This window comes from Pseudomonas sp. LBUM1663, assembly GCF_059695905.1.
On the sequence record NZ_CP166792.1, the window covers coordinates 4,021,163 to 4,046,602 of the forward strand.

Annotated in this window: 26 protein-coding genes and 4 pseudogenes; 21 read left to right on the forward strand and 9 right to left on the reverse strand. The window is 57.6% G+C overall.

Annotation, left to right across the window (positions count from 1 at the left end; genetic code table 11):
• Nucleotides 1–249: 249 nt before the first annotated feature.
• Entirely contained in the window at nt 250–735 is a 486-nt protein-coding gene (locus tag ACA075_RS18370; protein WP_497299288.1) for a DUF6130 family protein, read from the forward strand.
• A gap of 361 nt (nt 736–1,096) precedes the next feature.
• A pseudogene (locus ACA075_RS18375) lies at nt 1,097–1,339 on the forward strand (phage infection protein); the annotation flags it as partial.
• A 180-nt stretch (nt 1,340–1,519) separates the two neighbouring features.
• On the opposite strand, the gene ACA075_RS18380 reads toward ACA075_RS18375, so the two are convergent.
• Both ACA075_RS18380 and ACA075_RS18385 read right to left on the reverse strand, forming a co-directional pair.
• On the reverse strand, nt 1,520–1,849 hold the full coding sequence (locus ACA075_RS18380; protein WP_010459253.1) for a DHCW motif cupin fold protein: 330 nt from the start codon (nt 1,847–1,849) through the stop codon (nt 1,520–1,522).
• A gap of 160 nt (nt 1,850–2,009) precedes the next feature.
• On the reverse strand, nt 2,010–2,864 hold the full coding sequence (locus ACA075_RS18385; RefSeq protein WP_497294432.1) for a LysR family transcriptional regulator: 855 nt from the start codon (nt 2,862–2,864) through the stop codon (nt 2,010–2,012).
• A gap of 105 nt (nt 2,865–2,969) precedes the next feature.
• Between ACA075_RS18385 and ACA075_RS18390 the strand changes: the two genes are divergently transcribed.
• The 7 genes and pseudogenes from ACA075_RS18390 to ACA075_RS18420 all read left to right on the forward strand — a co-directional run bounded on the left by ACA075_RS18390 (nt 2,970) and on the right by ACA075_RS18420 (nt 8,237).
• Nucleotides 2,970–3,635 carry an FMN-dependent NADH-azoreductase gene (locus tag ACA075_RS18390; RefSeq protein WP_497294433.1) on the forward strand — a complete coding sequence of 222 codons (666 nt, stop codon included), beginning with the start codon at nt 2,970–2,972 and terminating at the stop codon, nt 3,633–3,635.
• 231 nt (nt 3,636–3,866) lie between these two features.
• Nucleotides 3,867–4,427 carry a lipid-binding SYLF domain-containing protein gene (locus tag ACA075_RS18395; protein ID WP_497294435.1) on the forward strand — a complete coding sequence of 187 codons (561 nt, stop codon included), beginning with the start codon at nt 3,867–3,869 and terminating at the stop codon, nt 4,425–4,427.
• An 82-nt stretch (nt 4,428–4,509) separates the two neighbouring features.
• Nucleotides 4,510–5,916, forward strand: a complete 1,407-nt coding sequence (gene cls, locus ACA075_RS18400; protein WP_497294437.1) for a cardiolipin synthase — start codon at nt 4,510–4,512, stop codon at nt 5,914–5,916.
• Between the two features lie 176 nt (nt 5,917–6,092).
• Complete coding sequence (locus ACA075_RS18405; protein WP_497294439.1) at nt 6,093–6,497, forward strand: hypothetical protein; 405 nt, start codon at nt 6,093–6,095, stop codon at nt 6,495–6,497.
• On the forward strand, nt 6,491–7,183 hold the full coding sequence (locus tag ACA075_RS18410) for an RES family NAD+ phosphorylase (protein ID WP_497294440.1): 693 nt from the start codon (nt 6,491–6,493) through the stop codon (nt 7,181–7,183). The genes ACA075_RS18405 and ACA075_RS18410 overlap by 7 nt, the downstream gene beginning before the upstream one ends.
• 132 nt (nt 7,184–7,315) lie before the next feature.
• Nucleotides 7,316–7,597 (forward strand): annotated as a pseudogene (locus tag ACA075_RS18415) (phage infection protein); the annotation flags it as partial.
• 184 nt (nt 7,598–7,781) lie between these two features.
• A complete protein-coding gene (locus ACA075_RS18420; protein WP_497294442.1) occupies nt 7,782–8,237 on the forward strand; it encodes a glycine zipper 2TM domain-containing protein in 456 nt (151 codons plus the stop codon).
• A gap of 50 nt (nt 8,238–8,287) precedes the next feature.
• Here ACA075_RS18420 and ACA075_RS18425 read toward each other — a convergent pair whose 3' ends face one another.
• A complete protein-coding gene (locus tag ACA075_RS18425) occupies nt 8,288–8,878 on the reverse strand; it encodes a TetR/AcrR family transcriptional regulator (RefSeq protein ID WP_497294444.1) in 591 nt (196 codons plus the stop codon).
• A 194-nt stretch (nt 8,879–9,072) separates the two neighbouring features.
• Between ACA075_RS18425 and ACA075_RS18430 the strand changes: the two genes are divergently transcribed.
• From ACA075_RS18430 to ACA075_RS18440, 3 genes are read left to right on the forward strand one after another with little or no spacing between them, the layout of a single operon-like run.
• Nucleotides 9,073–9,786 (forward strand): SDR family oxidoreductase, encoded by a 714-nt coding sequence (locus tag ACA075_RS18430; RefSeq protein ID WP_497294445.1) that lies wholly within the window; start codon nt 9,073–9,075, stop codon nt 9,784–9,786.
• A gap of 10 nt (nt 9,787–9,796) precedes the next feature.
• Nucleotides 9,797–10,705 (forward strand): alpha/beta fold hydrolase, encoded by a 909-nt coding sequence (locus tag ACA075_RS18435; protein WP_497294447.1) that lies wholly within the window; start codon nt 9,797–9,799, stop codon nt 10,703–10,705.
• A 54-nt stretch (nt 10,706–10,759) separates the two neighbouring features.
• Nucleotides 10,760–12,085, forward strand: coding sequence for an epoxide hydrolase family protein (locus ACA075_RS18440; protein ID WP_497294448.1), 1,326 nt, complete (start codon nt 10,760–10,762; stop codon nt 12,083–12,085).
• 72 nt (nt 12,086–12,157) lie between these two features.
• On the opposite strand, the gene ACA075_RS18445 is transcribed toward ACA075_RS18440, so the two are convergent.
• On the reverse strand, nt 12,158–12,880 hold the full coding sequence (locus ACA075_RS18445; RefSeq protein WP_497294450.1) for a DUF695 domain-containing protein: 723 nt from the start codon (nt 12,878–12,880) through the stop codon (nt 12,158–12,160).
• Nucleotides 12,881–13,416: 536 nt separating this feature from the next.
• On the opposite strand from ACA075_RS18445, the gene ACA075_RS18450 reads away from it, so the two are divergent.
• Both ACA075_RS18450 and ACA075_RS18455 read left to right on the forward strand, forming a co-directional pair.
• Entirely contained in the window at nt 13,417–13,947 is a 531-nt protein-coding gene (locus ACA075_RS18450) for a glyoxalase superfamily protein (protein WP_497294452.1), read from the forward strand.
• A gap of 108 nt (nt 13,948–14,055) precedes the next feature.
• A complete protein-coding gene (locus ACA075_RS18455; protein ID WP_497294454.1) occupies nt 14,056–14,748 on the forward strand; it encodes a class I SAM-dependent methyltransferase in 693 nt (230 codons plus the stop codon).
• Here the strand turns inward: ACA075_RS18455 and ACA075_RS18460 are convergent.
• The 3 genes from ACA075_RS18460 to ACA075_RS18470 are packed head-to-tail and all read right to left on the reverse strand — an operon-like array spanning nt 14,733 to nt 18,255.
• Complete coding sequence (locus tag ACA075_RS18460) at nt 14,733–15,965, reverse strand: nucleoside permease (RefSeq protein WP_497294456.1); 1,233 nt, start codon at nt 15,963–15,965, stop codon at nt 14,733–14,735. The genes ACA075_RS18455 and ACA075_RS18460 overlap by 16 nt on opposite strands.
• 56 nt (nt 15,966–16,021) lie before the next feature.
• Nucleotides 16,022–17,119 (reverse strand): sugar phosphate isomerase/epimerase family protein, encoded by a 1,098-nt coding sequence (locus ACA075_RS18465; RefSeq protein WP_497299289.1) that lies wholly within the window; start codon nt 17,117–17,119, stop codon nt 16,022–16,024.
• Nucleotides 17,116–18,255, reverse strand: a complete 1,140-nt coding sequence (locus tag ACA075_RS18470) for a Gfo/Idh/MocA family protein (RefSeq protein ID WP_497299290.1) — start codon at nt 18,253–18,255, stop codon at nt 17,116–17,118. Before ACA075_RS18470 ends, ACA075_RS18465 begins: the two co-directional genes overlap by 4 nt.
• Before the next feature lie 227 nt (nt 18,256–18,482).
• On the opposite strand from ACA075_RS18470, the gene ACA075_RS18475 reads away from it, so the two are divergent.
• The 4 genes from ACA075_RS18475 to ACA075_RS18490 all read left to right on the forward strand — a co-directional run bounded on the left by ACA075_RS18475 (nt 18,483) and on the right by ACA075_RS18490 (nt 21,292).
• A complete protein-coding gene (locus tag ACA075_RS18475) occupies nt 18,483–19,487 on the forward strand; it encodes a LacI family DNA-binding transcriptional regulator (RefSeq protein WP_497299291.1) in 1,005 nt (334 codons plus the stop codon).
• A 79-nt stretch (nt 19,488–19,566) separates the two neighbouring features.
• Nucleotides 19,567–20,061 carry a PaaI family thioesterase gene (locus tag ACA075_RS18480; protein ID WP_497294458.1) on the forward strand — a complete coding sequence of 165 codons (495 nt, stop codon included), beginning with the start codon at nt 19,567–19,569 and terminating at the stop codon, nt 20,059–20,061.
• A 53-nt stretch (nt 20,062–20,114) separates the two neighbouring features.
• Entirely contained in the window at nt 20,115–20,675 is a 561-nt protein-coding gene (locus ACA075_RS18485) for a hypothetical protein (RefSeq protein ID WP_497294460.1), read from the forward strand.
• A 317-nt stretch (nt 20,676–20,992) separates the two neighbouring features.
• Complete coding sequence (locus ACA075_RS18490) at nt 20,993–21,292, forward strand: hypothetical protein (RefSeq protein ID WP_497294462.1); 300 nt, start codon at nt 20,993–20,995, stop codon at nt 21,290–21,292.
• Between the two features lie 204 nt (nt 21,293–21,496).
• Here the strand turns inward: ACA075_RS18490 and ACA075_RS18495 are convergent, their stop codons facing one another.
• Nucleotides 21,497–22,351, reverse strand: coding sequence for a LysR family transcriptional regulator (locus ACA075_RS18495; protein ID WP_497294464.1), 855 nt, complete (start codon nt 22,349–22,351; stop codon nt 21,497–21,499).
• Between the two features lie 134 nt (nt 22,352–22,485).
• On the opposite strand from ACA075_RS18495, the gene ACA075_RS18500 reads away from it, so the two are divergent.
• Entirely contained in the window at nt 22,486–23,379 is an 894-nt protein-coding gene (locus ACA075_RS18500; protein ID WP_497299292.1) for a DMT family transporter, read from the forward strand.
• 1,277 nt (nt 23,380–24,656) lie between these two features.
• Nucleotides 24,657–24,785 (forward strand): annotated as a pseudogene (locus tag ACA075_RS18505) (EAL domain-containing protein); the annotation flags it as partial.
• Nucleotides 24,786–24,808: 23 nt separating this feature from the next.
• Here the strand turns inward: ACA075_RS18505 and ACA075_RS18510 are convergent.
• Nucleotides 24,809–24,952, reverse strand: a pseudogene (locus ACA075_RS18510) (fasciclin domain-containing protein); the annotation flags it as partial.
• A 126-nt stretch (nt 24,953–25,078) separates the two neighbouring features.
• Here ACA075_RS18510 and ACA075_RS18515 point away from each other — a divergent pair.
• A complete protein-coding gene (locus ACA075_RS18515) occupies nt 25,079–25,438 on the forward strand; it encodes a hypothetical protein (protein WP_497294466.1) in 360 nt (119 codons plus the stop codon).
• Nucleotides 25,439–25,440 lie beyond the last annotated feature (2 nt).

Consider the following 25,440-nt stretch of genomic DNA (forward strand, 5'->3'; position numbering starts at 1 on the left):
CGGTTACACGCCATGGCCACAAAGCCCACTCTGCTCAATAAGCCCGACAGTAGAAGGAAGCTTAGCTGTCATTTTGCGTTGCTCCATTCACTGGCTGTTTTTAGCCGCTCACCGTCATTAAAAGGCTCGTATTGAACACCATTCTTCTGCCCTCCCCACTCGGCTGTTTTGCAGAGCGAGGCAGCTTTGCCATAGACAACTGCCCGGTTTGATCTAGCCTTGAATGAGATCACGCGGGAGAAAAACACCATGCCCCTTGCTCTCAGAAATCTATCCACCCTTGCTTTGGGTGCCTTCTTTTGCATAGCCGCGTGGGGTCAAGGGGTAGCAGACACCAATTCCCCACCGGCCATACTCCCATTGGAATCTGAGATAGGGCCAACGCTCATTGCCTATCCGCCGCTCGCCGCGCCGCTCGCCCGCGGAGTGGTCATCATCCAGTATCGAACTGAGCACGCCCGGATCATGCCGGTATTTGGCAAAACGGCTGTTGAAGTATCACCTCGCCTCGGTCACCTTCACGTGACCGTCGACGACTGGAAAGGTACATGGGCGCACACCAGTGAAGACCCGATTATTTTGGTTGGGCTGACGCCAGGCACTCACAAGGTTCTACTTGAAGTGGCTGATCCGAGTCATAAGATCCTGACCAGTACGGTGGTGAGTTTTGTGGTTCCGGAGAAGAACCCAGCGGACGCCCCTCGCGTTGACGATAGCCACGCAGTGAAACCATAACGGCTGTGGGAATCAGGGGACTGACCATTTGGCGCACGCCCTTATCTAAAATGAATCTGTCATCTTTGCCATGAGCGGTTCGTTTCCCGAGCCGTGCAGCAAGGCCAACCATCAGGACTTTCTTATCTCTTAAAGCGAGGCTTCATGACCACCGGTAACCTTGGCTGAGGACCGGCACACGCTCCGCTATGTTTGATAAAGCGAGCTGCGATGACTGTTGCATCGATGGCCGGCGGCACGGGCGTCAGGCACTTCCATTGCCCCCATCGATAGTCACCATCAACTCAATGAAGTTCTCTTAAAAACTCCGGGGCGTAACATCGCCTCCATACCAAACAACTACACCCCGGAGCACACCATCATGAAACGCCAAATCCTTCTCAGCATCGCTTTCTCGGTTTTTGCAGTTAACGCTTTCGCCGCTACTTCTGCTCACCCGGTTGTCGCTGAAGGCGGCTCGGATCGTCTGATTGAAAGTCGTGTGGCTGAGGGTGGTTCAGATCGTCTGATCGAAAACCGCGTTGCTGAAGGTGGCTCCGATCGCCTGATCGAAAACCGCGTCGCTGAAGGTGGTTCCGACCGTCTGATCGAAAGCCGCGCTGCCTGAATGAATGGCTTTACTGCGGCATCCAACAAGAAGCCCGGCCTGACAAGCCGGGCTTTTTTACGCTCTGATTTTACTCAGTCAAACTCTGGACAGACAGAATGGCCGCACAGCGCTGCCACAAACGTCCTTCGATGAGCACCTGATTTTGCAATGGATCGACAGGGGCCAGTATCAGAGTCAATCAACGATAAACAACTTCGCACCCGTGGTGCTGAAAGATCGATGCCCCTCAGCGTTGTTGCCCACCTGATAGCTCATCCCCGCCGTAAGCGTGAACTGGCGACCATCCTCCAGTTCCGTGTGCAACTCGCCTTCCAGGCACAACAGGATATGCCCTCTCCAGCACCAGTGATCGGCCAGATAGCCAGGACTGTATTCAACCATCCGCACACGCGTCGAACCAAACTGGCAGGTACGCCAATAGGCAGTGCCCGTCTGTCCGGCATATTGGACAGGTTCGACAGTCGACCAATCGGTCGTACCAAAGGGAACATCCGTTAGATCCATGGGTGGTTCATCAATGACGGAGGATCTGTGGACCGTATCGCTCCAGTAGGATTCTCGATAGACACAGATGCCCCGCATTTATGAGATACAGGCGCCTATTCAAGCAAGATTGCCAGCTCGCAATCACTGACTCGAATGGATGCCGCTCCGCCAATGCCAATCAAGCCCTGCGCGTAGAGCAATACTCCACAATGAGCTGAGTGACCGCTGCCACCATCGCCTGATCCGCTTCAGGCGAGGCGAACAGCCGACATTGCGCATCCGGCAATTTCGGCAACCCTTGTTCTGCCCCAAGAGCCGCTAGTCCCAGCCCCAACTGACTGAGTGGCATGGGCGCTATCGCGAAGCCTGCCAGGGCCGCCGCTCGCAGCCCGGCCGTGCTGCTGCACAACATTGCCGTGCGGTGGGCGATTCCCGCTTGCGCCAACCTCGTCAGCGCGGCCTCGCGATAAGGGCACGGCGCGGGGAACAGGGCCAGCGGCAACGGCGTCGGTAACCGGGTGACGGGTTGCGCCGACCACGCCCACACCAGCGGCTCTTGCCACAGCAGCAACCCCGCTTCGCTGGTCTCGCACAGCGAACCGATGACCACCTCCAGTTGCCCTTGCTTCATCAGCGCCAGCAACGAACCGGGGATGTTCACCTGCACCTCGATTTCCATCCCGGGATACTGCGCCGCGAAATCCTGAACAGTGCGCAGCAATCGAGACTCGACAAAATCTTCGGACACCCCGATCCGCAGCCGCCCGTGAAACGGCGTGCGTGTCAGGTCGGTCCAGGCATCACGGTTCAGCGCGAGGATCGTGCGCGCATAAGCGACCAGGCGCTCGCCATCGGCCGTCAGTTGCTGGGAACGGGTGGTACGCGTCAACAGCGGTTTACCAATCTGTTCTTCCAACCGCCGCACATGGCCACTGACCGCCGACTGAGTCAGGTGCAGCTTCTGGGCGGCACGGCTGAAGCCGTCTTCATCGACAACCGTGACAAATGTCTTGAGCAGCAACGTATCGAACATAGTTTTATTCGTGATTAATCGCGTTTGAATTTACGATTTATATTTCAAATACAACTATGTTGCAATGCTCCTCACCTGCCCTGCCCTCATCATTCAAGGTGTGCCATGACGACGCTTCTCCATATTCAATGCTCTCCACGCAAACAGCGTTCGGCTTCCCTCGAAGTCGCCCGCAGCTTCATTGCGCGTTATCAAGCAAACTCCCCGGACACTGAAATCGTCACCCTCGACCTCTGGAGCATGGCGCTCCCGGAATTTGATGATCTGGCGATGGAGGCCAAATACGCCGGGCTCAATGGCTCGCCGTTGACCACGGCGCAACAGGAGGCCTGGAACACGTTGAAAGAGCTGGCTGCGCACCTGCACCGCGCAGATGTACTGGTGATGTCCGTACCGCTGTGGAATTTCAGCATCCCGTACAAACTCAAGCACTTCATCGACCTGGTATCGCAGAAGGACATCCTGTTCAGCGTTGACCCGGAACGCGGTCTGGAAGGCATGCTGCACAACAAGCTCGCCGTGGTGATGTACGCCCGCGGCCTGGATTTTTCGGCGCAGTCGACCACGCCAGCGGAGCGCTTCGACTTCCAGAAGCCCTACGTGGAAGCCTGGCTGACATTTATCGGCGTCACGGATGTGCATTCGGTGATTGTGGAGAAAACCATCCTGGGAGAAGAGGTTGATCTGCGCGCGCGTGAGGCCGCGACTCAGCAGGCCAGGAGCCTGGCAGACAGTTTGTCGCTGAGCGAGCCAACGAGACTACCGGGTTAGTGCCGCACGCCGTGTTGTGGTGGTTACCGACGAACCCGGCTCATCTACGGAGGTCAAAGCAGTTGATGGCATCGCCAATGATCAAAGGCCTCTGGCCTGATTCATTCAAGGGCGAAGCCAGTCGTTCACACACTTTAGGGTGCGCCGGATAAATTTCAGTAGGCTCGGATTCTGCCCAGGGCAGGCGCTGGCTGCTGCTCACATCCAATGCTCCCTTATCGGAGTACGAAAATGACTCAGTCAATGCGGTTCTTCCTATCCATGGTCCTCGCGATTGTCTCACTGGCATCAGCGAGCCTCCTTAACTCTGCCGGTGCGGCAACCGCCGAGGATCTGAATACCGACTCTCGGCAAGCGTTGCAAACGCTCTACAAGACTCATCCATTTGCCGAGACCATGTCACACAACGCCAAAGCGATACTGGTCTTCCCGAAAATCATCAAGGCCGGCCTTGTGTTTGGTGGCAGCTATGGCGAAGGCGTTTTGTTCAAAGGCAAGACAGCTGAGGGTTATTACAACTCCGTCACCGGTTCATGGGGGTTGCAGGCCGGTGCCCAGTCGTATGGCTATGTGGTTTTCCTCATGACCGACAAAGCCGTGAACTATGTTCGCGAAACCAAGGGGTGGGAAATCGGCGTAGGGCCCACCGTCGTTGTAGTGGATGAAGGGATCTCGAAGAACCTGTCCAGTTCGACGCTGAAGGACGATGCCTACGCGTTCATATTTGACCAGCAAGGGTTAATGGCCGGGGTCAGCATCGAGGGCACGAAGATTTCCCTGATCAAGCGGTGAAACCCGTCCATCAAGGCGCCTTGCGTCGTCTGCAAGACGCCCGGACAGTGCGTTATCACCGTCCTCGCCTAGAGGTGGCTTGATGAATCTTCTAACCAGATGCAGGGGTGTCTGTATTCCTTTGGTGCTGGGCGTGGCCGTGTTCCTGACACTGGTGATTTCCTGCAGTACATTGCCGAGAATAGTGCCCGACATGGCTCACGCGCCCTCTGCGCCTGTGCAACTCGACGGGGTACACGGACCTCTGTCAGCCGAGCGAAGCAAAGCCATTCTCGACCGACTCAAGTCCACCGGCGCAGAAACCAACATCTTCGATGTGCACCTCGCCATCGAAGAATCTGTTGTCGGTAGCCCGCTAACGGAAGGAAACAAGGTCGACCTGCTGCAGGACGGCCCCACCACCTACCAGTCGATGATCAAAGCCGTGGAAGGTGCGCGCGACCACATCAACATGGAGACCTACATCCTCGACGATGATGAAGTCGGCCAGCGCTTCGCCGCCGCACTGATCGCTCAGCAACACAAAGGAGTACAGGTCAATCTGATCCATGACAGCGTCGGAACCCTTGGAACACCCTCAGCGTTTTTCTCTCGTTTGACCGAAGCGGGCATCAAGGTGCTGGAGTACAACCCGGTCAATCCGGCGACGGCCAAAGCGGGCTGGGACGTGAACCAGCGCGACCACCGAAAGCTGCTGATAGTGGACGGCCGTATTGCCTTTCTTGGCGGGATCAACATCAGCAGCGTCTATTCGGGGGGCTCGTTCAGCTCTCACTCGAAGACTCGCCCCAATGGTGATTTGCCCTGGCGCGATACCGACTTGCGCGTCGAGGGGCCGGTGGTTTCGGAACTGCAGAAGCTTTTCATCGGAACATGGACGGCCCAGAAAGGTGAACCGCTCGCCGCTCGCGACTACTTTCCAGCACCAGAGCGCAAAGGCACCGAGGTGGTGCGCGCCATCGGCAGCTCGCCAAATGAGCCGTTCAGCCTGATCTACGCCACGCTGATTTCGGCGCTGCAGAGCGCGCAGACCGAGATATGGCTGACAAACGCCTACTTTGTGCCCGATCCGCAGTTGCTGACGGCACTCAAGGAGGCGGCGGCCCGTGGCGTAGACGTCAAGCTGGTGTTGCCCAGCAGCACCGATTCGTCGCTGGTGTTTCATGCCGGACGCGCCTACTACAGCGAACTGCTGAAGGCTAACGTTAAGCTTTACGAACGCCGTGACGCGCTGCTCCATGTCAAGACAGCAGTCATCGATGGCGTCTGGTCGAGTGTCGGCTCCACCAACTTCGACTGGCGAAGCTTTCTGCACAACGATGAGGTCAACGTGGTTGTGCTGGGCACCGAGTTCGGAAAAAAGATGCAGGCAGCATTCATGGCGGATCTGGCGAAGTCGAACGAAATCAAGCTGGAAAAGTGGCAGCGTCGCTCGCTCGCGGTGCGAGCCAAGGAGCAAATGGCGCGACTCTGGGAATACTGGCTATGAGTCGAGTGCCGTCGCTGGGAGATGACATTTGCCTTATGCCAAGCGACGATAATCCTACGAATGGCCGACGTCGGCTGCCCACTCTCCAACCTCAGATCCCACTGGTCGAGACAGCCTTGCTCCGTAGATTCAATCAAGATAGTTTTGAGTCTATGGATTCACGCGAGGCATAGAACATGGCAGTCCCCCTTCAGGAACAAACCTTTACCAAGGCCCAATGCGTCACCGGTCTGCGCACCGCTGTCGGCATCCTCGAAAAGTGGAGCGCCTCCAGCGATCAGGCCTGTCGCATCCTGCGCATATCCCGCAGCACCTACACCCGCGCCCGGCAGCGCGATCCTTCGTGGTCCGTAGCGCTGGATTCAGACCAGATGCAGCGCATCAGTTTTGTCCTCAACATTCACGCGGCACTGCGCCTGGTCTTCGATAACCCTGATAACGTCTACGGCTTTCCGTCGATGGCCAACCACAACGAGTTTTTCAACGGGCGCAGTCCGCTGGAGATCATGGCTCAGGGCGACATGATTTCCTTGTATGAAACCTTCAAGCGCATCGACGTGCTGCGTGGTGCGCAATGGTGACGGTGAGCGAACTGGCAGAACTGGCCGGCGAACAGCTGCAGGCTTATCGATTGGTCAATTCGAAGTTTCCACCGATTGCGATGTTTGATGACGTGGCGGATGCGGACGAGTTTGAGGTGCTGTATCAGATTCAGGCGCTGACCAATCCCCGGCTGAAGAATGAAGTGGGTCATCTTGAGTTGATTGCGCGGGATCAGATCCCGTTCGGCATCCCTGGCTGCTCCTATGCGACGGCGCCATTTACTCACGTCAACCCGGCGGGTTCGCGGTTCAGCGATGGCCGTTTTGGGGTGTTGTACCTGGCGGACTCCATGGACACGGCGTTGGCCGAGGTGCGGCATCACCAGAGTCTTTATTGGTCAAATGTGCCGAGCCTCAATTATGAGCGGTTTGTGTTTCGGGGGTTGTCCTGCGCTTTCGTGGATGTGGCAATGAAAGACGCGGCCGCCATTGGGCTGACTGATCCGGTTTATGACCCTGACGATTACACCCACTCGCGGCGCTTGGGCAGGTCCGTTAAAGAGGCGCGCTGTCCTGGCATTCGTTACCACTCGGTGCGGATGCAGGGCAGTTATTGCTGGGCGCTGATGACGCCCAAGCCGGTTCTATCAATCATTCAAACAGCGCATTACGAGATGGTCTGGAATGGTCAGGTCACCAGTGCCAGCAAGATCAGCGAGGCTTGAAGCGTCTAAACCGGGCCTTCCGCATTCATTGCCCGCGTCGATAGTCACCATCAATTCAATGAAGTTCTCATAAAAAATCCGCGGCGTACCATCGGCTCCATACCCAACAACTACACCCCGGAGCACACCATCATGAAACGCCAAATCCTTCTCAGCATCGCTTTCTCGGTTTTTGCAGTTAACGCTTTCGCCGCTTCTTCTGCCCACCCGGTTGTCGCTGAAGGCGGCTCGGATCGTCTGATTGAAAGTCGTGTGGCTGAGGGTGGTTCGGATCGTCTGATCGAGAAACGCGTTGCTGAAGGTGGTTCGGATCGTCTGATCGAAAACCGCGTCGCTGAAGGTGGTTCGGATCGTCTGATCGAAAACCGCGTCGCGGAAGGTGGTTCCGACCGTCTGATCGAAAGCCGCGCTGCATAAATGAATGGCTTTACCGATGCACTCAACGAAAAGCCCGGCCTGATCAGCCGGGCTTTTTTACGCGTTCCATTTACTCAATGATCACGCCTCGGCAGCTGATCCGGCCCATGCTCCATTTTTTCGTCTAACGTGAGTTGACGCGTTTGCGAGATCACTTCTTCGAACATCCTGGAGTTTGACTATGAAAACTATCGCTTACTGGTTGACGACTGCACTGTTGGGTCTGGCGCTGTGCTCCTGTGTCGCGGTCGACGCCGGGAGCGGAGGCGCGGGCGAGATGGAAATTCGCTCGGGGAAAATCGAACAGATTACGCAGACGCAGATGCAGACCAACCACGACAGCGGCGTGGGCGCCATATTAGGCGGCATCGGCGGTGTCGCTCTCGGCAGCCTGGTCGGTCGGGGCACCGGTCGGGACGTTGCGATGGTCGCAGGCGCGCTGGCCGGTGCGGCAGGCGGTAACTACGCGGAAAAGAAAAAATACGATCAACCGAAGGACGCACAGCAGATCATCGTGCGGACCAACAGCGGCGTATTGGTTTCAGTGACCCAACCCATCAACCCAGCGCTGACCAAAGGCATGAACGTTTATGTCGAGGGTTCCGGTAGCGAAGCGCGGGTGGTGCCACAAAGTTAGTCCTGTGTCGCAGACCCCAGCCGCAAGGTTCCCTTGCGGCAGACTTCCCGCTACACCGTTTTGCCCAACGCAGCATCGATCATCAGACGCACGCCCCGCAGCACCTGGGCCGACACCTCTGGCCTGGCCTTTGCCGTAGCCCGCGCAACCGAGAGCGCGCCGACCATTGCCGCAACGATGCCCATGGCGGTGGCCAGCGCGTCGACGTCTGGATTGTTGGCGGCAACCCTGCGCTCAAACGCCCGCACCAGCACCATGTAACCCTCGGAGAACTTCGCGCTGATCGCAAGATCCTGGCGGCCGATTTCGCTGGCGGACGCAGCCATTGCGCAACTCTCGGCGTAGTCGTCGAGGCTGTCGACCGCCAGATAGTCGGACAGGAAGCGATCCAGGTCCGGCTCGCCATCAATCGTGCCCGTATAGAGCTTGGCATTGCCCTGCTCCAGGCTCCACGCCAGTGCCTCGGCGGCAAGCGCTTCCTTTGACGGGAAGTGCGCGTACAGCGCGCCGTGGGTCAAACCGGCCGACTTGCTGATTTCGGCAACCCCTACCCCGTCGATTCCTTTCTGGCGAAACAGGCGACTGGCGGTCTCCACCAGGGCGGCGCGATTGGCTTCTGATTTTTCTTTCGAGATTTTCATGATGAGGCTCCTCTGCGTTCACTCTTGCACACTATGGTTGCATTCGCAATTAATGGAAAAGCAATGTCTACAATGCTTTATTACGAACGAAATATTTATGTTGACTTTAATAAATGCGACCGCCATTATTAATTCAATGATTGCGAGCGCAATCTTACAGGGCGATAACCGCTCATCCAACCGGAGTACACCTCATGAAAATAAAAAATTCCGTTGCCTTCGTTACCGGCGCCAATCGTGGTCTGGGCCTCGCGTTCGCAAAAGAACTCGTGGCCCGCGGCGCAAGCAAGGTCTACGCCGGGGTGCGCAACCCCGAAGGCGTCAACATTCCGGGCGTGATCGCCATTCGTCTTGATGTCAGCGACCCGGCATCGGTAGCCGCTGCGGTGGCCCAAGCGGGCGACGTGACGCTGCTGGTCAACAATGCCGGCATCGCCCGCCTGCTGCCATCCATGCTCGATCCTGGCCTGGTGGAAGCCGCTCGCGAAATCTTCGAAACCAACTACTACGGCGTGATGCACGTCAGCCTGGCCTTCGCCCCTGTGCTTAAAGCCAATGGCGGCGGCGCGATCGTCAACGTGCTGTCGGACGCGACCTGGGTCGCCGCACCTTTCCTGTCCGCTTACGCGGCATCGAAAGCGGCTGCGTGGAGCTTCACCAACTCGCTGCGGATCGAACTCCACGACCAGGGCACCAGCGTGCAAGGCCTGCACGTGGGCTTCATCGACACCGACCTGACCCATGGTTTTGACGTGCCGAAAGTCCAGCCATCCGACGTCGTGATCCAGTCGCTGGACGGCGTTGAAGCCGGCCTGAAAGAAGTGCTCGCAGACGAAGGCACACGCGCCATCAAGGCCAGCCTGTCGACTGGGCAAGCGGCTTATCTGAACCCCGAAACCGTCGCGTAAGGAGCACATCATGTACCTCTTCCAACGACTGTCCCTCGGGGCTGCTTTCTTCGCCGTCGCAGTCAGCAGCGCCATCGCGGCGCCGGCAACCACGCACAACAGCGCACCCAATCAATTCGTCCAAGCTGACGGCGTGCGTTATGCCTATCGCCAGTTCGGGGCCGACACGGGCGTCCCTGTCATCTTGCTCCAGCACTTTCGCGGCAACATGGATTACTGGGACCCGGCAGTGACCGATGGCCTGGCACAGCATCGACCGGTCTACCTGTTCGACAATGCCGGCGTAGGCCTCAGCAGCGGCGAAACACCCGACTCGTTCGAAGCCATGGCCGACCACGTCGCCGCTTTTGCCCAGGCCCGCGGGTTGAAGCAGGTCGATGTGCTCGGCTTCTCAATCGGCGGCATGGTGGCGCAAGAAGTTGCGTTGCGTCATCCGCAACTAGTGCGCCGGCTGATCCTGGCGGGGACGTCGCCACGCGGCGGAGTGTCGGGACATGATCCGCGGGTACCCGGGATCGCGCTGCGCGAATCGATTGCCACGCAGGAAGAGACCGCTTACCTGTTTTTCGATCCGGCGCCGGCAAGCCAGCAGGCGGCCCGGGAATTCTGGGAACGACGTCACCAACGCACGGAAGGCCTCGACAAGCTCAGTTCGATGAAAGTCATCGCGGCCCAAGGGGCGGCGCTGGGCAAATGGAGCGTTCCCGGTGACGGCACTTTTTCGCAATTGAGCCAGATTACCCAGCCCACCCTGGTGGTCAACGGCAGCAAGGACGTAATGGTGCCCACCGAGAACTCCTACACGCTGCAACAGCATATTCCGAACGCCAAGTTGCTCATCTATCCAAGCTCGGGGCACGGCGCGTTATTCCAATATGCCAACGATTTTGTGCAGCAAGCCAATGCCTTCCTGAACTAGGTCGGAACCCACCGCCTTCGAAAAATATCGTCCCAATCCCCCTGGAGAACGACCATGTCAGCACTATCGTTTGCCGCATTCCGACGCTGCCTGTTAGCTGTTTCAGCAACCGCTGGTGCCCTCGCACTGGTCGCCCTCGTCTCACCCTCTTACGCCCGGGCCAATACGCCACCGGAGGTCGCCGCCGCCGTCGAGAAGGACAGCTCGATCCGTCCTTTCAAGGTCAACATTCCTGAAGACGCGGTGGCCGATCTGCGCAGACGCGTTCTGGCAACCCGTTGGCCCGACCGCGAAACGGTCAACGATCAATCCCAGGGCGTGCAGCTTGCGAAACTGCAGGCGCTCGTAGGCTACTGGGGTACGAATTACGATTGGCGCAAGGTTGAATCCCAACTCAATGCCTTGCCGATGTTCGTGACCAACATCGACGGCCTCGACATCCAGTTCATCCACGTCAAATCCAGACACCCCAACGCCCTGCCGTTGCTGCTCACCCACGGCTGGCCAGGTTCGATTCTGGAACTGACCAAAGCCATCGGCCCGTTGACCGATCCGACAGCCTACGGCGGTCGCGCCGAAGATGCCTTCGACGTGATCATTCCCTCGATGCCCGGCTACGGTTTCTCGCAGAGACCCACCGACGGCGGCTGGGGCCCCGACCGTATCGGCGTGGCGTGGGATGTGTTGGTCAAGCGCCTGGGCTGCAAGCGCTACGTGTCGCAAGGTGGCGACTGGGGCTCGGTAATCGCCGACGCCATGGGACGCCAGGCACCGCCCGGCTTGCTGGGGATCCACGTGAACATGCCGGCCACCGTGCCTGCCGATGTCGCCAAGGCGATCAACGACGGCACCCCGCCTCCGGCCGGTCTGTCGGCCAAGGAGACTGCGGCCTATGAGTCGCTGAAAACCTTCTTCGGCAAAAACGCGGCTTACGGCGCCATGATGAGCACCCGGCCACAAACCGTCGGCTACGGTTTGTCGGATTCACCCGCAGGGCTGGCCGCGTGGATGTTCGACAAATTCAACCAGTGGACCTACAGCGGCGGCGACGCGGAAAAGTCCCTGACCAAGGACGAGATCCTCGACGGTATTTCACTGTATTGGCTGACCAACAGCGCGATCTCGTCCGCTCGCCTGTACTGGGAAAACAACACCAACAACTTCAACGCCGTGGAACAGAAGACCCGGGATATCAAGATTCCTGTCGCCGTGACCGTGTTCCCCGGCGAAATCTACCAGGCGCCGAAAACCTGGACCGAGCGCGCCTATCCCAACCTGATCTACTTCAACGAAGTCGATAAGGGCGGCCATTTCGCAGCGTGGGAACAACCTGAGTTGTTCGCCAAAGAACTGCGTGCAGCCTTCCGCACCTTGCGCTGAAAGCTGCGTTGCACGGGCCTGCCCATTGTCGTGATGGGCGGGCCTTACCACCGATTTGAACCCAGGTTTACATCACTCCACGCACCGTTTTGGCGTGATCCGGATTTCCCGATGCAGGTTGTCTCCGGTGAGCTCGTCGGCGCGCCACGCGGGTTCTTTGCCTGCGCTTAACTCGACAGGGTATGGCCCGGTCGGTGCCAAGGCAGCCTGTACCCGAGCGATGAAAGCATCAGCGTTTCGGGTGTAGAAGGTCCACACGCGCCGTTTCTCACCAGTGACCGTGCACACCAACTTCGCTAACCCCTTCTCCTCCACGGCCGGCAGTATCAGGGCTTGCATTTCATCCATCCGTACCAGGTCCCGGGATCTTGGCCGGACAGTCTTGGAGACGTATTTCCAGGTGACCCTGATTTTGAACGGCAGCGCCTGCTTTTCCATCGCGGATATCGAAGGCGTCACACGAAAGGTCATGGGGCCTTCGCTGTCTGGAAAATCGGATAACTGAACGTCACCTTCAGCCGGTTCGGCGAGTGTCTGCTGCTGGAAAGAGGGCCCGATATCTTCGAAAAGTGCTTTGTACGCCAAGGCTTTGTCGAATTCCCGATCCTGCACACACGTATCGTAGGCCGCGCTGTGGACTGGGCCGTCATCCAGGCAAGGGTCGCGGTCGATCGGACTGACCAGTGGGGGCGAACTGGAACACCCGGCGATGAATACGCTTGCCAGTACCGACAACCAAACCAATGGCGACACGGTGGTGAATGTTTGAGACGTGTGGGTGTTGATGTGATTCAAAGTACCGTCCTTGGAGGGTGTGGCGAAAAATGGTGGGGGCTTCGATTGGCCAGCGAGAAGTGGCCGCTCTTTTCGTTTGATAGGTATCGGACCGGGTCACAGGCAGTTTAGGGGTATTCGGTGTAGCAAGGGTTTCGAGCTGGAAGTTTCCGGCGAGCTCGCAACGGACTGGAATGCATCGGTGGGTTAAACCCAGTTCACGGCCGAAGATGCCAACGTCGCCCTGACATACGGTGCACCGCGCAGCATTTCGGCTTCGGCGAAGTACCGCTTCTAAGGCACACGGTCGGGTAGCGCTGCTCTCTGCTACCCGAGGTGTGCTTTCTAATGAATAGGCCAATGCTCTCGTTTCGCCTGCTCCTGACTTCCGCACTCATTGACCGCTGTGTATCATCAGCCCCGGGCCGATGCTGCCCGCCGCTCGCTCCCGAAGGGAAAGGTGAAAGCATTGCTTCTCCCCCCAAATCCTGTCGCATCTCTTGAGAGCCGAGGTTTGGCAACGCGAGCACCAGAGTGCCTTGGCTACAGGAGGAACGATGTTTTCAATCGAACAAGCCAAGCAGATGGCCAAGAGGCTGCGTGCCTCGCTTGAGGCGCGCCATCAAGAGGCGTCTCACTCAACCGCGCTTGAACTGGTCGCGCATCAACTGGGCTACAAGGACTGGAACACCGCGTCTGCGATGCTTACCCAGGAACCTGACCAACCCGCCATCACCTTCGACAAAGCCATCCCGATATTGCGGATGTTTGACGAAACCAAGGCGCGCGAGTTCTACCTTGATTTTCTAGGCTTCAGCGTCGAATTCGAGCACCGGTTCGAAGCAGATCTGCCGCTGTACCTGGGCATCAGCCGAAACGGTCTGCAGCTCCATCTATCCGAACATCATGGCGATGCGAGCCCGGGATCGACGATATTTGTCCCGATGCACAATATCGAACTGTTGCGCGACGAACTACAGGGCAAACGCTACGGCTACGGACGGCCAGATATCGTTCAGCAAGGCTGGGGGCAAGTGCTGGAAGTCCATGACCCATTCGGCAATCGCATTCGGTTCTGCCAAAGCTGATCCTGCTTGGCGGGCTGGGGTGACCCGGCCCGTTTGCCTACCCGAGAAATCAGTCAACCTTGATACTTGTCCTATCCTTCAATCCAACCCACAACGCCAGACACCGACATGGCCGCCTCAGAATCCACCCTCCTCGACAGCTGGCACCATAACGCCCACGCCTGGATCGAAGCCATCCGCAGCGGCGCCATCGAAAGCCGCCTCACGGTGACCGACCAGGCGATCCTGTTGGCAGTGCTGGGCAGACAGCCCGAGCGCGTGCTCGATCTGGGCTGCGGCGAAGGCTGGTTGTTGCGCGCGCTGGCTCAACGGGGCATCACGGCTGTCGGGGTGGATGGCGATGCGACGCTGGTCGAGGCGGCGCGGGCGTCGGGGTCCTCGCAGGTGCATGTGGCGAGCTATGACGAGTTGGTGGAGGCGAAGGTGGACATCGGCCGCAACTACGACTTGATCTGCGCCAACTTCGCCCTGTTGCACCAAGACATCATTCCGCTGCTCGCCGCCATGAACGCCCTGCTCGGCCCTGGTGGTGCGCTGGTGATTCAGACACTGCATCCGTGGGCTATCGCGGCGGGCGACTATCAGGATGGCTGGCGGGAAGAGACCTTCGCCGGATTCAAGGGCCAGTGGCAGCCCATGCCATGGTACTTCCGCACCTTGTCCAGCTGGCTGAATGCGCTGGACATGGCCGGTTTTCGGCTGGCTGTCCTGCAAGAGCCGCAGCACCCGCAAAGTCCGGTGCCGCAGTCGTTGCTGTTGATCGCCGAATCCGGGCAAGGCGCTGTTCAGACGGTCGATTGAACAACTGCGGCCTGCCGCCCCTTGAACGCCAGCGCAAAGCAGAAAAAGATCGCCAGGGCGAACCCCGCCGGAAACAACCAGATGTGCTTCCAGTCATGGCTGCCCGTCAGCGCATAGTGGTCGGTCACCTGCCCTGCGACCCAGAACCCGATCAGCATGCCCAGGCCGTAGGTCGCCAAAGTAATGAGCCCTTGGGCCGAGCTTCTGAAACGCTCCGGTGCTTTGGCGTCGGTGTAAATCTGGCCGGACACGAAGAAGAAGTCGTAGCAGATACCGTGCAAGGCAATGCCGGTAAACAGCATGAACGCCAGGTCGCCATTGTTACCGTAGGCGAACAACAAGTAGCGCAAGGCCCACGCCAACATCCCCACCAAGAGCGCAATCTTGATCCCGAAACGGTGAATGAACAGCGGCAGAAGCAGCATGAACAGCACTTCGGAAACCTGCCCGATGGCCATTTTCGCCGTCGGGTTGGTCACGCCGATCTCCGCCAGAAAGGGATTGGTATTCTGGTAATAAAACGCCAGCGGAATGCAGATCAGAATGGAGGCGATGAAGAACACCAGGTAACTGCGGTCCTTCAGCAAACTCAATGCGTCCAGCCCGAGCATTTGCTTGAGGCCGCTGCGGCCCACCTCAGGCTTCAGTGGCGCAGTGCGCGGCAAGGTGAAGCTGTAGAGGCCGAGCACCAGAGAGGCAATCGCCGACATCAGAAAGGTGTTGCGCAGCCCGCCTGACGAAATCAGGGTCTGGGAATCCCAGGCAAACACAAAGCTGATCACCACACCGGCCACGATCCAGCCGAGGGTGCCCCACACGCGGATGCGGGAGAACTCAAGTGCCGGGTCGCTCATCTGCCGGAACGCCACTGAATTCACCAATGCCAGGGTCGGCATGTAGACCATCATATACGCCAGCACATACGGGTAAAACGTACTGAAGTCCGGCGCTCGATACAGCTGATAGAGCAACACGGCCCCCACCAGGTGCAGCACCGCGAGGATGCGTTCGGCATTGAAGAAGCGGTCGGCGATCAAGCCGATCACAAAGGGCGCGATGATCGCGCCCCAGGACTGGGTCGAGAACGCCATGCCGATCTGCCCGCCGCTGGCGCCCAGGTTACTGGCGAGGAACGTACCGAGGGTGACGAACCATCCTCCCCAAATAAAGAATTGCAGGAACATCATGGCGCTCAGTCGCGCGGTCATCGTGGACATAACAGTCACCGTCTTATTGTTTTTGTTGTTGGAGAGAGGAACGAAAAACGTCGTGATCAGGCCTCGGGCAACCCCAGCAATCGTCGATTGAAACCTTCATCCGACTGCACGCTGGCGAAATCGTCGAAGGCCTTCTGCGTCTTGGTGATCATGTGCTGCGCGATGAACGCCGCCCCTTCTGCGGCACCCTGGGCGGAGTCCTTGAGGCAACACTCCCACTCAAGCACGGCCCAACCGCTGAAGTCGTATTGGGTCAGTTTGCTGAAGATGGATTTGAAGTCGATCTGGCCATCGCCCAGGGAACGGAAACGTCCCGGCCGCTCGACCCAGCCCTGGTAACCGCCGTAGACGCCCGAGCGCGCATCGGGCCGGAACTCGGCGTCTTTGACGTGGAACATGCGGATACGCGCGTGGTAGCGATCAATGAAACCCAGGTAGTCCATTTGCTGGAGCAGCAGATGGCTGGGGTCATACAAAATCGCGGCGCGTGGATGGTGATCCACCGCCTCCAGAAAACGCTCGAACGAGGCGCCGTCGTGCAGGTCCTCACCGGGGTGGATTTCGTAGCACAGGTCGACACCGGCCTCCTCGAAGCAATCAAGAATCGGCAACCAGCGTTTCGCCAGTTCGGCAAAGCCCTGTTCGACCAACCCGCTTGGGCGTTGCGGCCAGGGGTAGACATACGGCCACAGCAGCGCACCGGAAAAGGTGGCGTGAGCCTTCAACCCCAGACGCTGGCTGGCCCGGGCTGAGAGCTTCAACTGCTCGATGGCCCATTCGGTACGCGCCTGCGGCTGGCCGCGCAGGTCCGTAGGGGCAAAGTCATCGAACAGGGCGTCGAACGCCGGATGCACCGCCACCAGTTGACCTTGCAGGTGCGTTGACAACTCGCTGATCTCGACGCCCGCTTTAGCGCAGACAGCCTTCAATTCGTCGCAGTATTCCTGGCTTTCGGCGGCGCGGGCCAGGTCGATGTATTGCGTGCCCAAGGTCGGCAACTGAATAGCCTTGTAGCCCTGGGACGCCGCCCACTCGGCAATATTGGCCAGGGTGTCGAAGGGCGCTTCGGCGGACATGAACTGCGCGAGGAAAATCCCCGGGCCGCGCAGGCCTGCTTGAGAAGTAGGGTTCACGGGGGAATGCTCCGGGTTCATTGAGGGCAGACCAGCTCGGTCCATTTCGTGTCGCCACGGTGACTGGCAATCACGGTTTCGATGAAGGCCATGCCGCGCAGCCCGACGTCGATGCCGGGTACGCCAGGGGCCGCGTTGCCGCCGACGTTGCTGCGGATCGCGTTGGCGAAATCGCCGTAGAGGTTGGCCATGGCTTCCAGATAGCCTTCGGGATGTCCGGCCGGCAGACGCATGCGCCGAGTCGCGGCGTCGCACAACCAGGGTTGGCCGACACCGGAACGCAGCACGCGCATCGGTTGATCCAGGGAACGATGGATCAGACTCGACGGCTCTTCCTGGCGCCATTCCAAGCCGCCCTTGTCGCCGTAGACACGGATCTTCAACGGGTTCTCTTCACCCGCGCAGACCTGGCTGGCAATCAACACACCACTCGCGCCGTCGGCCATCTTGAACAGCATCGCGGCGTCGTCGTCCAGTTGCCGGCTGGCAACATGGGTATTCAACATCGCGCACAGGTGGTGGATGGGTTGGTCCGCCACGAACTCGGCCAATGAAAAGGCATGGGTGCCGATATCGCCGATGCAGCCGCCCAACCCGGACTGCTCAGGCAGGTCGCGCCAGCCGGCCTGCTTGTTGCCCTGTCCCGCCACATCCTCGCTCAGCCAACCCTGGGGGTACTCGACAATCACCTTGCGCACAGTGCCGATCACGCCGTCGCGAACCATCTGCCGCGCCTGCCAGACCATCGGATAACCCAGGTACGTGTGGGCCAGGCCATAGAGGCGATCGCTGCGTTCAAGCACAGCCTTGAGCGGCAGCAACTCGGCCAGATTCCACGCCGCCGGTTTTTCACTGAACACATGAAACCCCGCACTCAGCGCCTGGCTGGCAATCGGCGCGTGCAGGTGATTGGGGGTGACAATGATCAGCAGTTCCATGCGCTGATCGGCCGGCAGTGCGCGCTCGGCCTCCAGCATCTGCCGCCAATCGCTGTAGCAACGCGAAGCGCACAATCCCAACGCGGCGCCGGTGCCCTGATTGTTGTGGGCGTCGCGACTGAACGCGCCACACACCAATTCAAAACGGCCATCGAGCCCGGCGGCCTGACGGTGGGCCTGACCGATGAAGGCGCCCTCCCCGCCACCGACAAAGCCCATTCTTATTTTTTTCACTGCAACACTCATCGCAACGCTTCTCTGTTTGAGGCGGTTTCCGGCGGCTTTTCAGGAATGCATCCGAAAGCGGATGTAACCGGTTACATCGTGACGGAAATTTAGGCCCTGTTTTATGAGGTGTCAAACCCGAAATGAATCGCCAGGAAAATTTCGGGGTGGCGCTGACCTGCGCTAAGCTCGCCGCTGCACAGTTCGATAACGAGGTGGTCTTGTCCAATATCCGCGAAGTAGCCAGGCTGGCCGGCGTCTCCGTCGCCACGGTGTCCCGAACGCTGAAGTCGCCTGAACGCGTGCTCCCCGACACGCGCGACAAGGTCAATGCCGCCGTGGAAAAAGCCGGTTATCGACCGAACCAGATGGCGGTGCAATTCCGCTCGCGCAGAACCGGCAACCTGGTGATTCTGGTGCCGACCATCGCCAACACTTTTTTCGCCAAGGTCATCAGCGGCGCGCAACAGGCCGCCCAGCTCGCCGGGTATCGGCTGTTGCTGTGCGACACCCAGGGCCGCGAGGAAGTGGAACGGGAATTTGCCGAATTGGTCTACGCCCATCAGGCCGATGGAGTGATCCAGTTGCGCGCCTATGACCCTTTTGAAGCGCCCTTCCCCAGCGCCGACTTACCGCCGATCGTCAATGCCTGCGAAGTGATTCAGGGCGGTCGTCATGCCACCATCAGCCTCGACAACCGCGCGGCCGCCAAGGCCATGACCGAACATTTGATCGAGTTGGGACACCGCCGGATCGGCCTGATCAAAGGCCCGAAAAGCAGTCCGTTGACCCGCGATCGCGTGGCCGGTTATCAGGACGCCTTGCAACAGGCCGGTATCACGTCGGATGAGGCGTTGATCTGCCATGGCGATTTCAGTCTGAAGGCCGGTCATGACGGCGCCGCCGCGATGCTGGAATTGCACGACCGTCCCACGGCGTTGTTTTGCGAAAACGATGAAATGGCCATCGGTGCGTTGAAACGCATCAAGCAACAGGGCTTGCGCGTCCCGGAGGACATTTCATTGGTGGGCTTCGATGACATCCCGTTCGCGGCGTACTGCGATCCACCGCTGACAACCATCTCGCAACCCGCCGAAACGTTCGGCCAGAAAGCCGTCGAGATGTTGATCGCGCTGATCGAGAAGAAACCGATCACACAACGGCATGTGGTGTTGCCGTTCAAGTTGACCTTGCGTAACAGCACGGCGGTTGTCAGGGAACGCTGACGGATTACCCAAGTGACCGCGCTCCGATTGCAGCGTTAAAATCCGGCAGTTTTGGTCCACAGTTTGAGGAACCCCCGTTGTGTCCAGTCTCGACACCTCCCTGCAAGACACCGCCGCACCTGAAGGCGTTTGTTATGGCTGCGGCAGCAGCAATCCGCACGGGCTTCACATCAAGAGTTTCTGGGACGAGGACGGCGTGCATGTGATCGCCGAGCACTTGCCTGATCCCATGTATTGCGGCTGGCCGGAGCTGGTGTACGGCGGGTTGATCGCGATGCTGGTGGACTGCCATTCAAACTGGGCGGCGATGGCTTATCACTACCGTGCGGAAAACCGCGAAGTTGCCAGCCTGCCCCGAATCAATTGCGTCACCGGCAACCTGGGCATCAAGTTCATCAAGCCGACCCCGATGGGTGTACCACTGACCTTGCGTGCAAAAGTGGAAGGCGATGTCGGGCGCAAAACCCGTGTGATCTGCGAGGTCTATGCCGGGGACGTGCTCACGGCGGTTGGCGACTCCGTTTTTGTTCGCGTGGACACCGAACAATTGGCGGCGGTTGCGCACAGTCGGTAGTTGCCTTCTCCCTGAGGACTGTCTGTCGGAACCGTAAGCTACCAGGAGGTTTCATGAGCAACTTCCCAATCGTTGCCACGGTACTCTCGATGATATTGGGGCTCTCCGTCACTCGCCTTCTCCTGGGTGTGTTGACGGTATTCCGCATCCGCCGTGCCGCTTCGCCTGATTGGGTCGCGCTGGTCTGGGCCATCATGCTTTTTACGACACAGCTGGAATTCTGGTGGGCCGTCAACGCACTGCCTTCGATAAAAGTGACCTTTTCGTTTGCGGAATTTCTACTGCTCGTTCTGTTAGCGCTATCGCTTTTCGTCTCTTCCGCGTTATTGCTTCCCAGTCGAAGTGAGGACGAGCAAAACGGGCTTCGCATTTACTTCGAACAGGACGGCCGCTACGCACTTCTATCCCTGTCGACTTTTCTTGTTCTCGGGCTCTGCGTGAATGTCCTTTTCTTTCAGGTATCGCCGGTAGCGCTTTGGGGCGCCCTGGATGTCCTGATGATTATTCTTCCTGTCTGCGCGTTCAGTGCCAAATCGCGAAAAGCGTATTCGATAATAACGTTGATCTACGTGCCCATTAACGCGCTTGATATAGCCGTTTCACTGACCAACTAGGCGTTTCGGATGATTATTCCGAGTAATCGATGATGTCGGGCGCAAGGCGCTGGATCTCGGTGTCCGGTTCGTGCGTGATGCCGGATTTGTACCGGTGCTTTTCCCGCGGGCGCGCGCCAATGAGGGTTTGCCGGGCGGCCCGCTCAGCGGGGTCTGGAGTGAGGCCGAACTCAAGCAAAAGCTGCGGCGTTAACGAGCGATCCCGGGTTATTCCCTGAAACTCGCTGCTAGTACAAGGTCAGGCCCAACACGGTCTAATCTGAATGGAGCACGACCGCAAAAACACGCCTCCAGCCTCTTGATACAGGGGAAACGGGATGACCGTTGAAACAGCGCGCCCATGCTCGTCATGGGTCATACCCTCCTTGCTCGCCATCAGCCTGGCACTGATCGCAGGATGCGCAGGTAAAGCCGCTACAGCTCGTTATTCGGCCGCAAGCGTCGGCTCGGCCTGCTATGCCAAAGCGCTCCCCTCCGCCGGCGAGGGCGGCCTGGCCTGGGGCTCCACCTTAAGCATGGCGCGCAAAAAATCCTTGGATAATTGCATCCGCTATGCCGGTCGATCCGGTGGCACACCGAATACCTGCCAAGTGGTGTTGGCAGAGTGCAGGCATTGAAACCTATGCAAAGCCGAGGAACGACAGGATAACCACGACGACTACCACTAACCCGACGATGTAGATGATGTTGTTCATGAAACCCACCTCTCAACCAGAATAGGACTGCGGCACGAGGGCTTACAACTACACGGTAGTGCAGCTTTGCTTGCAATGCCATTCAGCAAGAGGCGATTGATCCAGCCGGATTCGCGTGCTCACCGACTAGAGCCGAAAGTGCTGCTGCATGGCTTGGGAGAGCAAATCCACCGCTTCATCCGCATCTGACGATGGCGATCGGATAAATACGACCTCATGCTCTGGTATGACGGGCAAATCGTCGAGAATCTGCATGTTTTCCGTCACCCGGGCGCGGTCTATCAGACTGATCGCCAACCCGGCCTCTACGCAGGCGCTGACGGCCTGGTTGGACGGGCTGTCCAGCACCACGCGCAACCGGCGGCCGCTTTGTTTGAGTGACGCCACCATGGCTTGCCGATAAGGGCATTGCGCCGCATGCACGGCCAGCGGCAGCGGATCCATCGAGGCCAGCGACTTGTTTGCCGGTCCCACCCAGACCGGTGTGGTGGCGACGAGAAACTGCGCCTGCGCAGTCAGTTGCCCCTTGGCTTGGGCAATTACCGCGGCCTGAAGCTTTCCACGCTGGACCTGGTCACGCAGCGAATCACTAGGGGCTGTCTTCAACTCCAGCACCACGTTGGGCCAGGCAGCAGCGAAGGTCGGCAGGATGTCGCGGATGACATGGGCGGCGTATTCGTCGGGTACACCCAGGGTAATGCGTCCTGCCAGATGGCTTCCATGCAGGTCGGCCAGCACCCGGTCATGGGTGCTCAGCAGTTCTGTCGTCGACAAAAGCAAACGCTTGCCCAGTGCGGTCAGGGACACAGACTGATTATCGCGATTCAGCAAGCGCCCCCCGGCGACTGCCTCAAGCCGCTGGATATGCACGCTCACCGCCGCCGGGCTTTTATGGAGCTGCTCGGCCGCCGCACTGAACTTGCCAATCCGCGCCACCGCATGAAATGTACGTACCAGCTCGATATCGAGTATCGCCGTCATGATTTAATCATCGTGAATGACTTCTGCACATTATTTTGATTTATTAGATTATGCCGATTTCGTAGCCTGTGGCAATGAACCAGCCCACACCGATCTCCTGTCAGCAGCAAGTCACCTCCCACTGGCGCCAGAAGATGCCGCTGCCGCTGCCGCTGCCGCTGCTCGAGGCGGCATTGATTCTGACCTGGAGTTCCGGATTCGTCGGCGCGCGATTCTCGATGGATTATGCGCCCGCCTTGTTGGTGGTGTTTTGGCGCTGCGTCGTGGTCACGCTGATCCTGTTTCCTTTCGTCGCCAGGCAATTGCGGCAAACCTCCCCTGCCGTATTGCTGAAAAACGCCGGCATCGGTCTTCTGGCCATGGCCGGCTTTCTGGCCGGCGTCATTCAAGGCATCGCCTTGGGCGTACCGGCGGGCCTTGCCGCGGTGTTCGCCAACCTGCTGCCGATGGCCGTCGCCTTGCTGGCCGCTGGCGTGCTCGGGCAAAAACTGGCCTGGCAGGTCTGGACAGGGCTGGGCATCGGCCTGGTTGGCGTTGTGGTGGTGACGCTTGGCGCGCTGGCTTGGGGTAACGCGCCCCTCTGGGCGTATGGCCTGCCGGTGCTCGGCACCCTTTCACTCGCCGTCGCGACACTCTGGCAGAAGCATCTTCATACCTCTGAATCACTGGACCTACTGCCCAACCTGTGGCTGCAATGCTGCGTGTCGAGTTTTGCATTCGCCCTGATCGAGGGCACGCAAGGCAGCCTGGCGCCGATACCCAGCACGGGGTTTGCGCTGAGCGTACTGTGGACCGTGGGATTGTCTACATTAGGCGGCTATGGGCTTTATTGGGTCTGCCTGCGCCGGGCTACAGCCACACGTGTGGCCAGCGTCTTGTACCTGAGCCCACCCGTCACGATGCTTTGGGCCTGGGCCATGTTCAACGAACCGTTGTCTTGGCTGATGGTGTCAGGCATGGCGATGTCCGGGGTCGGCATATGGATGGTGGTTCGGTCGGAGACTCGGCAGGTCCGGTGGCAAAGCTGATGGATGTTTCGGGGCAGAAGTTGCTCTTGCCGACAGACTGCGATCGGCCGGTAACTGCCCTTCACGACAGGCCGCTATCAACTGTGGATTCAACCGGTCTGTCCACCTGAGTGAAGTGCTGAGGCGACATACCGCGTCACTGCCATATCACTTGATCCAAAGGGTTAGGAAACGTTGATAACCACTTTATCGAAGGCGCCGCGGGCCAAGTGCTCGATTGCCTTGTGGGCGTCTTAGAATGAATAGGTCTTATCGATCACTGAGCGGAGGCTTTCCAACTTAGAGTTTCATGTGTGCCAGGAGCGTTCATAGTTCGATAGAAGTATTAGTCGGCTGGTTTTTTTAGATCCAATCGTCGCTAATTTAGTTAGCAAGCTTTGAAAGCATTTAAGACTATTGGATCCATTATTTCAAAAGAAATTATAATTGATTGTGGCTTTTTTTAATAAAGTCTTTCGCGTCTAAAAACTATAAAAATCATAGAGTTATATGTTATTTCGCTTTTATTTTTGATCTCCTACAAATATAAAGAAATTTTCTTATCATGTACTTCTTACATTTTCTTGGCTGTCGCGATATCAAAGTACCACTAAATATCTCTGCCGAGATAAATGAGTCAAGACAGGAGAAACAAGAATCATTGCTACAAAAAATAGTCCAGTTCTTTTAAAGAGATTCAGAAATAGCAAGAGACTTCGGCCAAGTGCCGGGTAGTTACGCACAAATCATCGCGGCTGTCCTGGGATGATTAGCTAGGTTGTAGACAAGATTATAAAATTTTATTTGCTTAACTATAAGTTCATCATGATAATAAAGGCAGGGGCTCTGATCTATATTTTAAACCAGCTATAGTTGGTGTTGATCGTACTAAATATATTGTAGTGTTGCCCCAAGCCCCTCACGTCTGAAGGAATTTTTCGCCGCGCAGCCTCGCAATTAGCGGCGGGCAACCCTCGCTACAAAATAAAATCCAGCTGTGTGAAACAAGGTTAAGTATATAACTAATAAACGTTTATTGACCTGGTGGTGTTATTTTTAAGGCTGACAAATCGTGAATTTATCAGTCGGTGAGAAGCAATATAAGAATAGACTGCTATAGTAAAAGTGCCCAGTCGAGGCTTTATAAATGCTTCCGCGATTTATCGTTTGTTCCGATGCCTAGACCTTAATTAGAATAGCTATCAAAAGGTAACTAATTTTTGGAGCGCGACATGACCGTTTTTCCAAGCGCATTGACTTCGTCAAAGGGTTGCCAAGGTTGCAAAAGCAATATTGACGAACATTCCGAGGAGCGGGATTTTCTAACCGAATGCGGAGTTTATCTGATGCAGGGGTATTGGTTCGCCAAGCCTGCATTTCAAGCAATGGCTCTGGTCGCTCCTAATACATGGCAAAAAAAAGCGTAGATTACACAGACGTGATGAAGCCGATGCTCTTTGAGGATCTTTGTCAAGTCCGCTTTGTGCTCTGGTTTGACCAGAGTATTTACTGTACCAGCGGGTAAACTTGCAAAGACCTAATGGGTAGGGCCGAATACCGTGAATGACTCCTTGCTGTTGAGAGTACGTACCAGCCGGATCCATCCGTACTTCATAATTGAATGCTAAAAGGGGAGAATAGTTATTACGATATGGCAAGGTGAATACTGCCCGACCGGGCCTTTACAAATTAATATTGTACTTTGCGAGTGAGTAGGAAAATGAATCTTACGTTCGAAGAAACATCGATACAAGCATTGTTGGCCGCGCCTGATCAGCTAGATACTCTGGACTTCGGCATAATTGGCTTTGACGACGCTTCAGAAGTGGTAATCTACAATACTTTTGAAGCTACAAGTGCGGCCTTGCGACAGGCGCGTGTTTTAGGTAAGAATTTATTTTTGGAAATTGCGCCCTGCTTGAATAACGCAATGGTCGCTCAAAGATTTGAGAACGAACCTGAGTTGGACGTAATCATTTCTTACGTTCTAGCACTTAGAATGCGGCCCATCCCAGTAAGATTAAGACTGCTTAAAAAAATTGATAATAATACCCGTTTCCTACTGGTTGAATGGGCATAAAA

Bases quoted from the DNA above. Each gene is read 5' to 3' on its own strand.
- ACA075_RS18380 (WP_010459253.1), bottom strand. From the start codon at position 1,849: ATGGATCTAACGGATGTTCCCTTTGGTACGACCGATTGGTCGACTGTC.
- ACA075_RS18370 (WP_497299288.1), top strand. From the start codon at position 250: ATGCCCCTTGCTCTCAGAAATCTATCCACCCTTGCTTTGGGTGCCTTC.
- ACA075_RS18410 (WP_497294440.1), top strand. From the start codon at position 6,491: ATGGTGACGGTGAGCGAACTGGCAGAACTGGCCGGCGAACAGCTGCAG.
- ACA075_RS18420 (WP_497294442.1), top strand. From the start codon at position 7,782: ATGAAAACTATCGCTTACTGGTTGACGACTGCACTGTTGGGTCTGGCG.
- ACA075_RS18495 (WP_497294464.1), bottom strand. From the start codon at position 22,351: ATGACGGCGATACTCGATATCGAGCTGGTACGTACATTTCATGCGGTG.
- ACA075_RS18390 (WP_497294433.1), top strand. From the start codon at position 2,970: ATGACGACGCTTCTCCATATTCAATGCTCTCCACGCAAACAGCGTTCG.
- ACA075_RS18435 (WP_497294447.1), top strand. From the start codon at position 9,797: ATGTACCTCTTCCAACGACTGTCCCTCGGGGCTGCTTTCTTCGCCGTC.
- ACA075_RS18515 (WP_497294466.1), top strand. From the start codon at position 25,079: ATGAATCTTACGTTCGAAGAAACATCGATACAAGCATTGTTGGCCGCG.
- ACA075_RS18485 (WP_497294460.1), top strand. From the start codon at position 20,115: ATGAGCAACTTCCCAATCGTTGCCACGGTACTCTCGATGATATTGGGG.
- ACA075_RS18500 (WP_497299292.1), top strand. From the start codon at position 22,486: ATGCCGCTGCCGCTGCCGCTGCCGCTGCTCGAGGCGGCATTGATTCTG.
- ACA075_RS18385 (WP_497294432.1), bottom strand. From the start codon at position 2,864: ATGTTCGATACGTTGCTGCTCAAGACATTTGTCACGGTTGTCGATGAA.
- ACA075_RS18490 (WP_497294462.1), top strand. From the start codon at position 20,993: ATGACCGTTGAAACAGCGCGCCCATGCTCGTCATGGGTCATACCCTCC.
- ACA075_RS18460 (WP_497294456.1), bottom strand. From the start codon at position 15,965: ATGTCCACGATGACCGCGCGACTGAGCGCCATGATGTTCCTGCAATTC.
- ACA075_RS18450 (WP_497294452.1), top strand. From the start codon at position 13,417: ATGTTTTCAATCGAACAAGCCAAGCAGATGGCCAAGAGGCTGCGTGCC.
- ACA075_RS18425 (WP_497294444.1), bottom strand. From the start codon at position 8,878: ATGAAAATCTCGAAAGAAAAATCAGAAGCCAATCGCGCCGCCCTGGTG.
- ACA075_RS18470 (WP_497299290.1), bottom strand. From the start codon at position 18,255: ATGGGCTTTGTCGGTGGCGGGGAGGGCGCCTTCATCGGTCAGGCCCAC.
- ACA075_RS18440 (WP_497294448.1), top strand. From the start codon at position 10,760: ATGTCAGCACTATCGTTTGCCGCATTCCGACGCTGCCTGTTAGCTGTT.
- ACA075_RS18430 (WP_497294445.1), top strand. From the start codon at position 9,073: ATGAAAATAAAAAATTCCGTTGCCTTCGTTACCGGCGCCAATCGTGGT.
- ACA075_RS18455 (WP_497294454.1), top strand. From the start codon at position 14,056: ATGGCCGCCTCAGAATCCACCCTCCTCGACAGCTGGCACCATAACGCC.
- ACA075_RS18465 (WP_497299289.1), bottom strand. From the start codon at position 17,119: ATGAACCCGGAGCATTCCCCCGTGAACCCTACTTCTCAAGCAGGCCTG.
- ACA075_RS18405 (WP_497294439.1), top strand. From the start codon at position 6,093: ATGGCAGTCCCCCTTCAGGAACAAACCTTTACCAAGGCCCAATGCGTC.
- ACA075_RS18395 (WP_497294435.1), top strand. From the start codon at position 3,867: ATGACTCAGTCAATGCGGTTCTTCCTATCCATGGTCCTCGCGATTGTC.
- cls (WP_497294437.1), top strand. From the start codon at position 4,510: ATGAATCTTCTAACCAGATGCAGGGGTGTCTGTATTCCTTTGGTGCTG.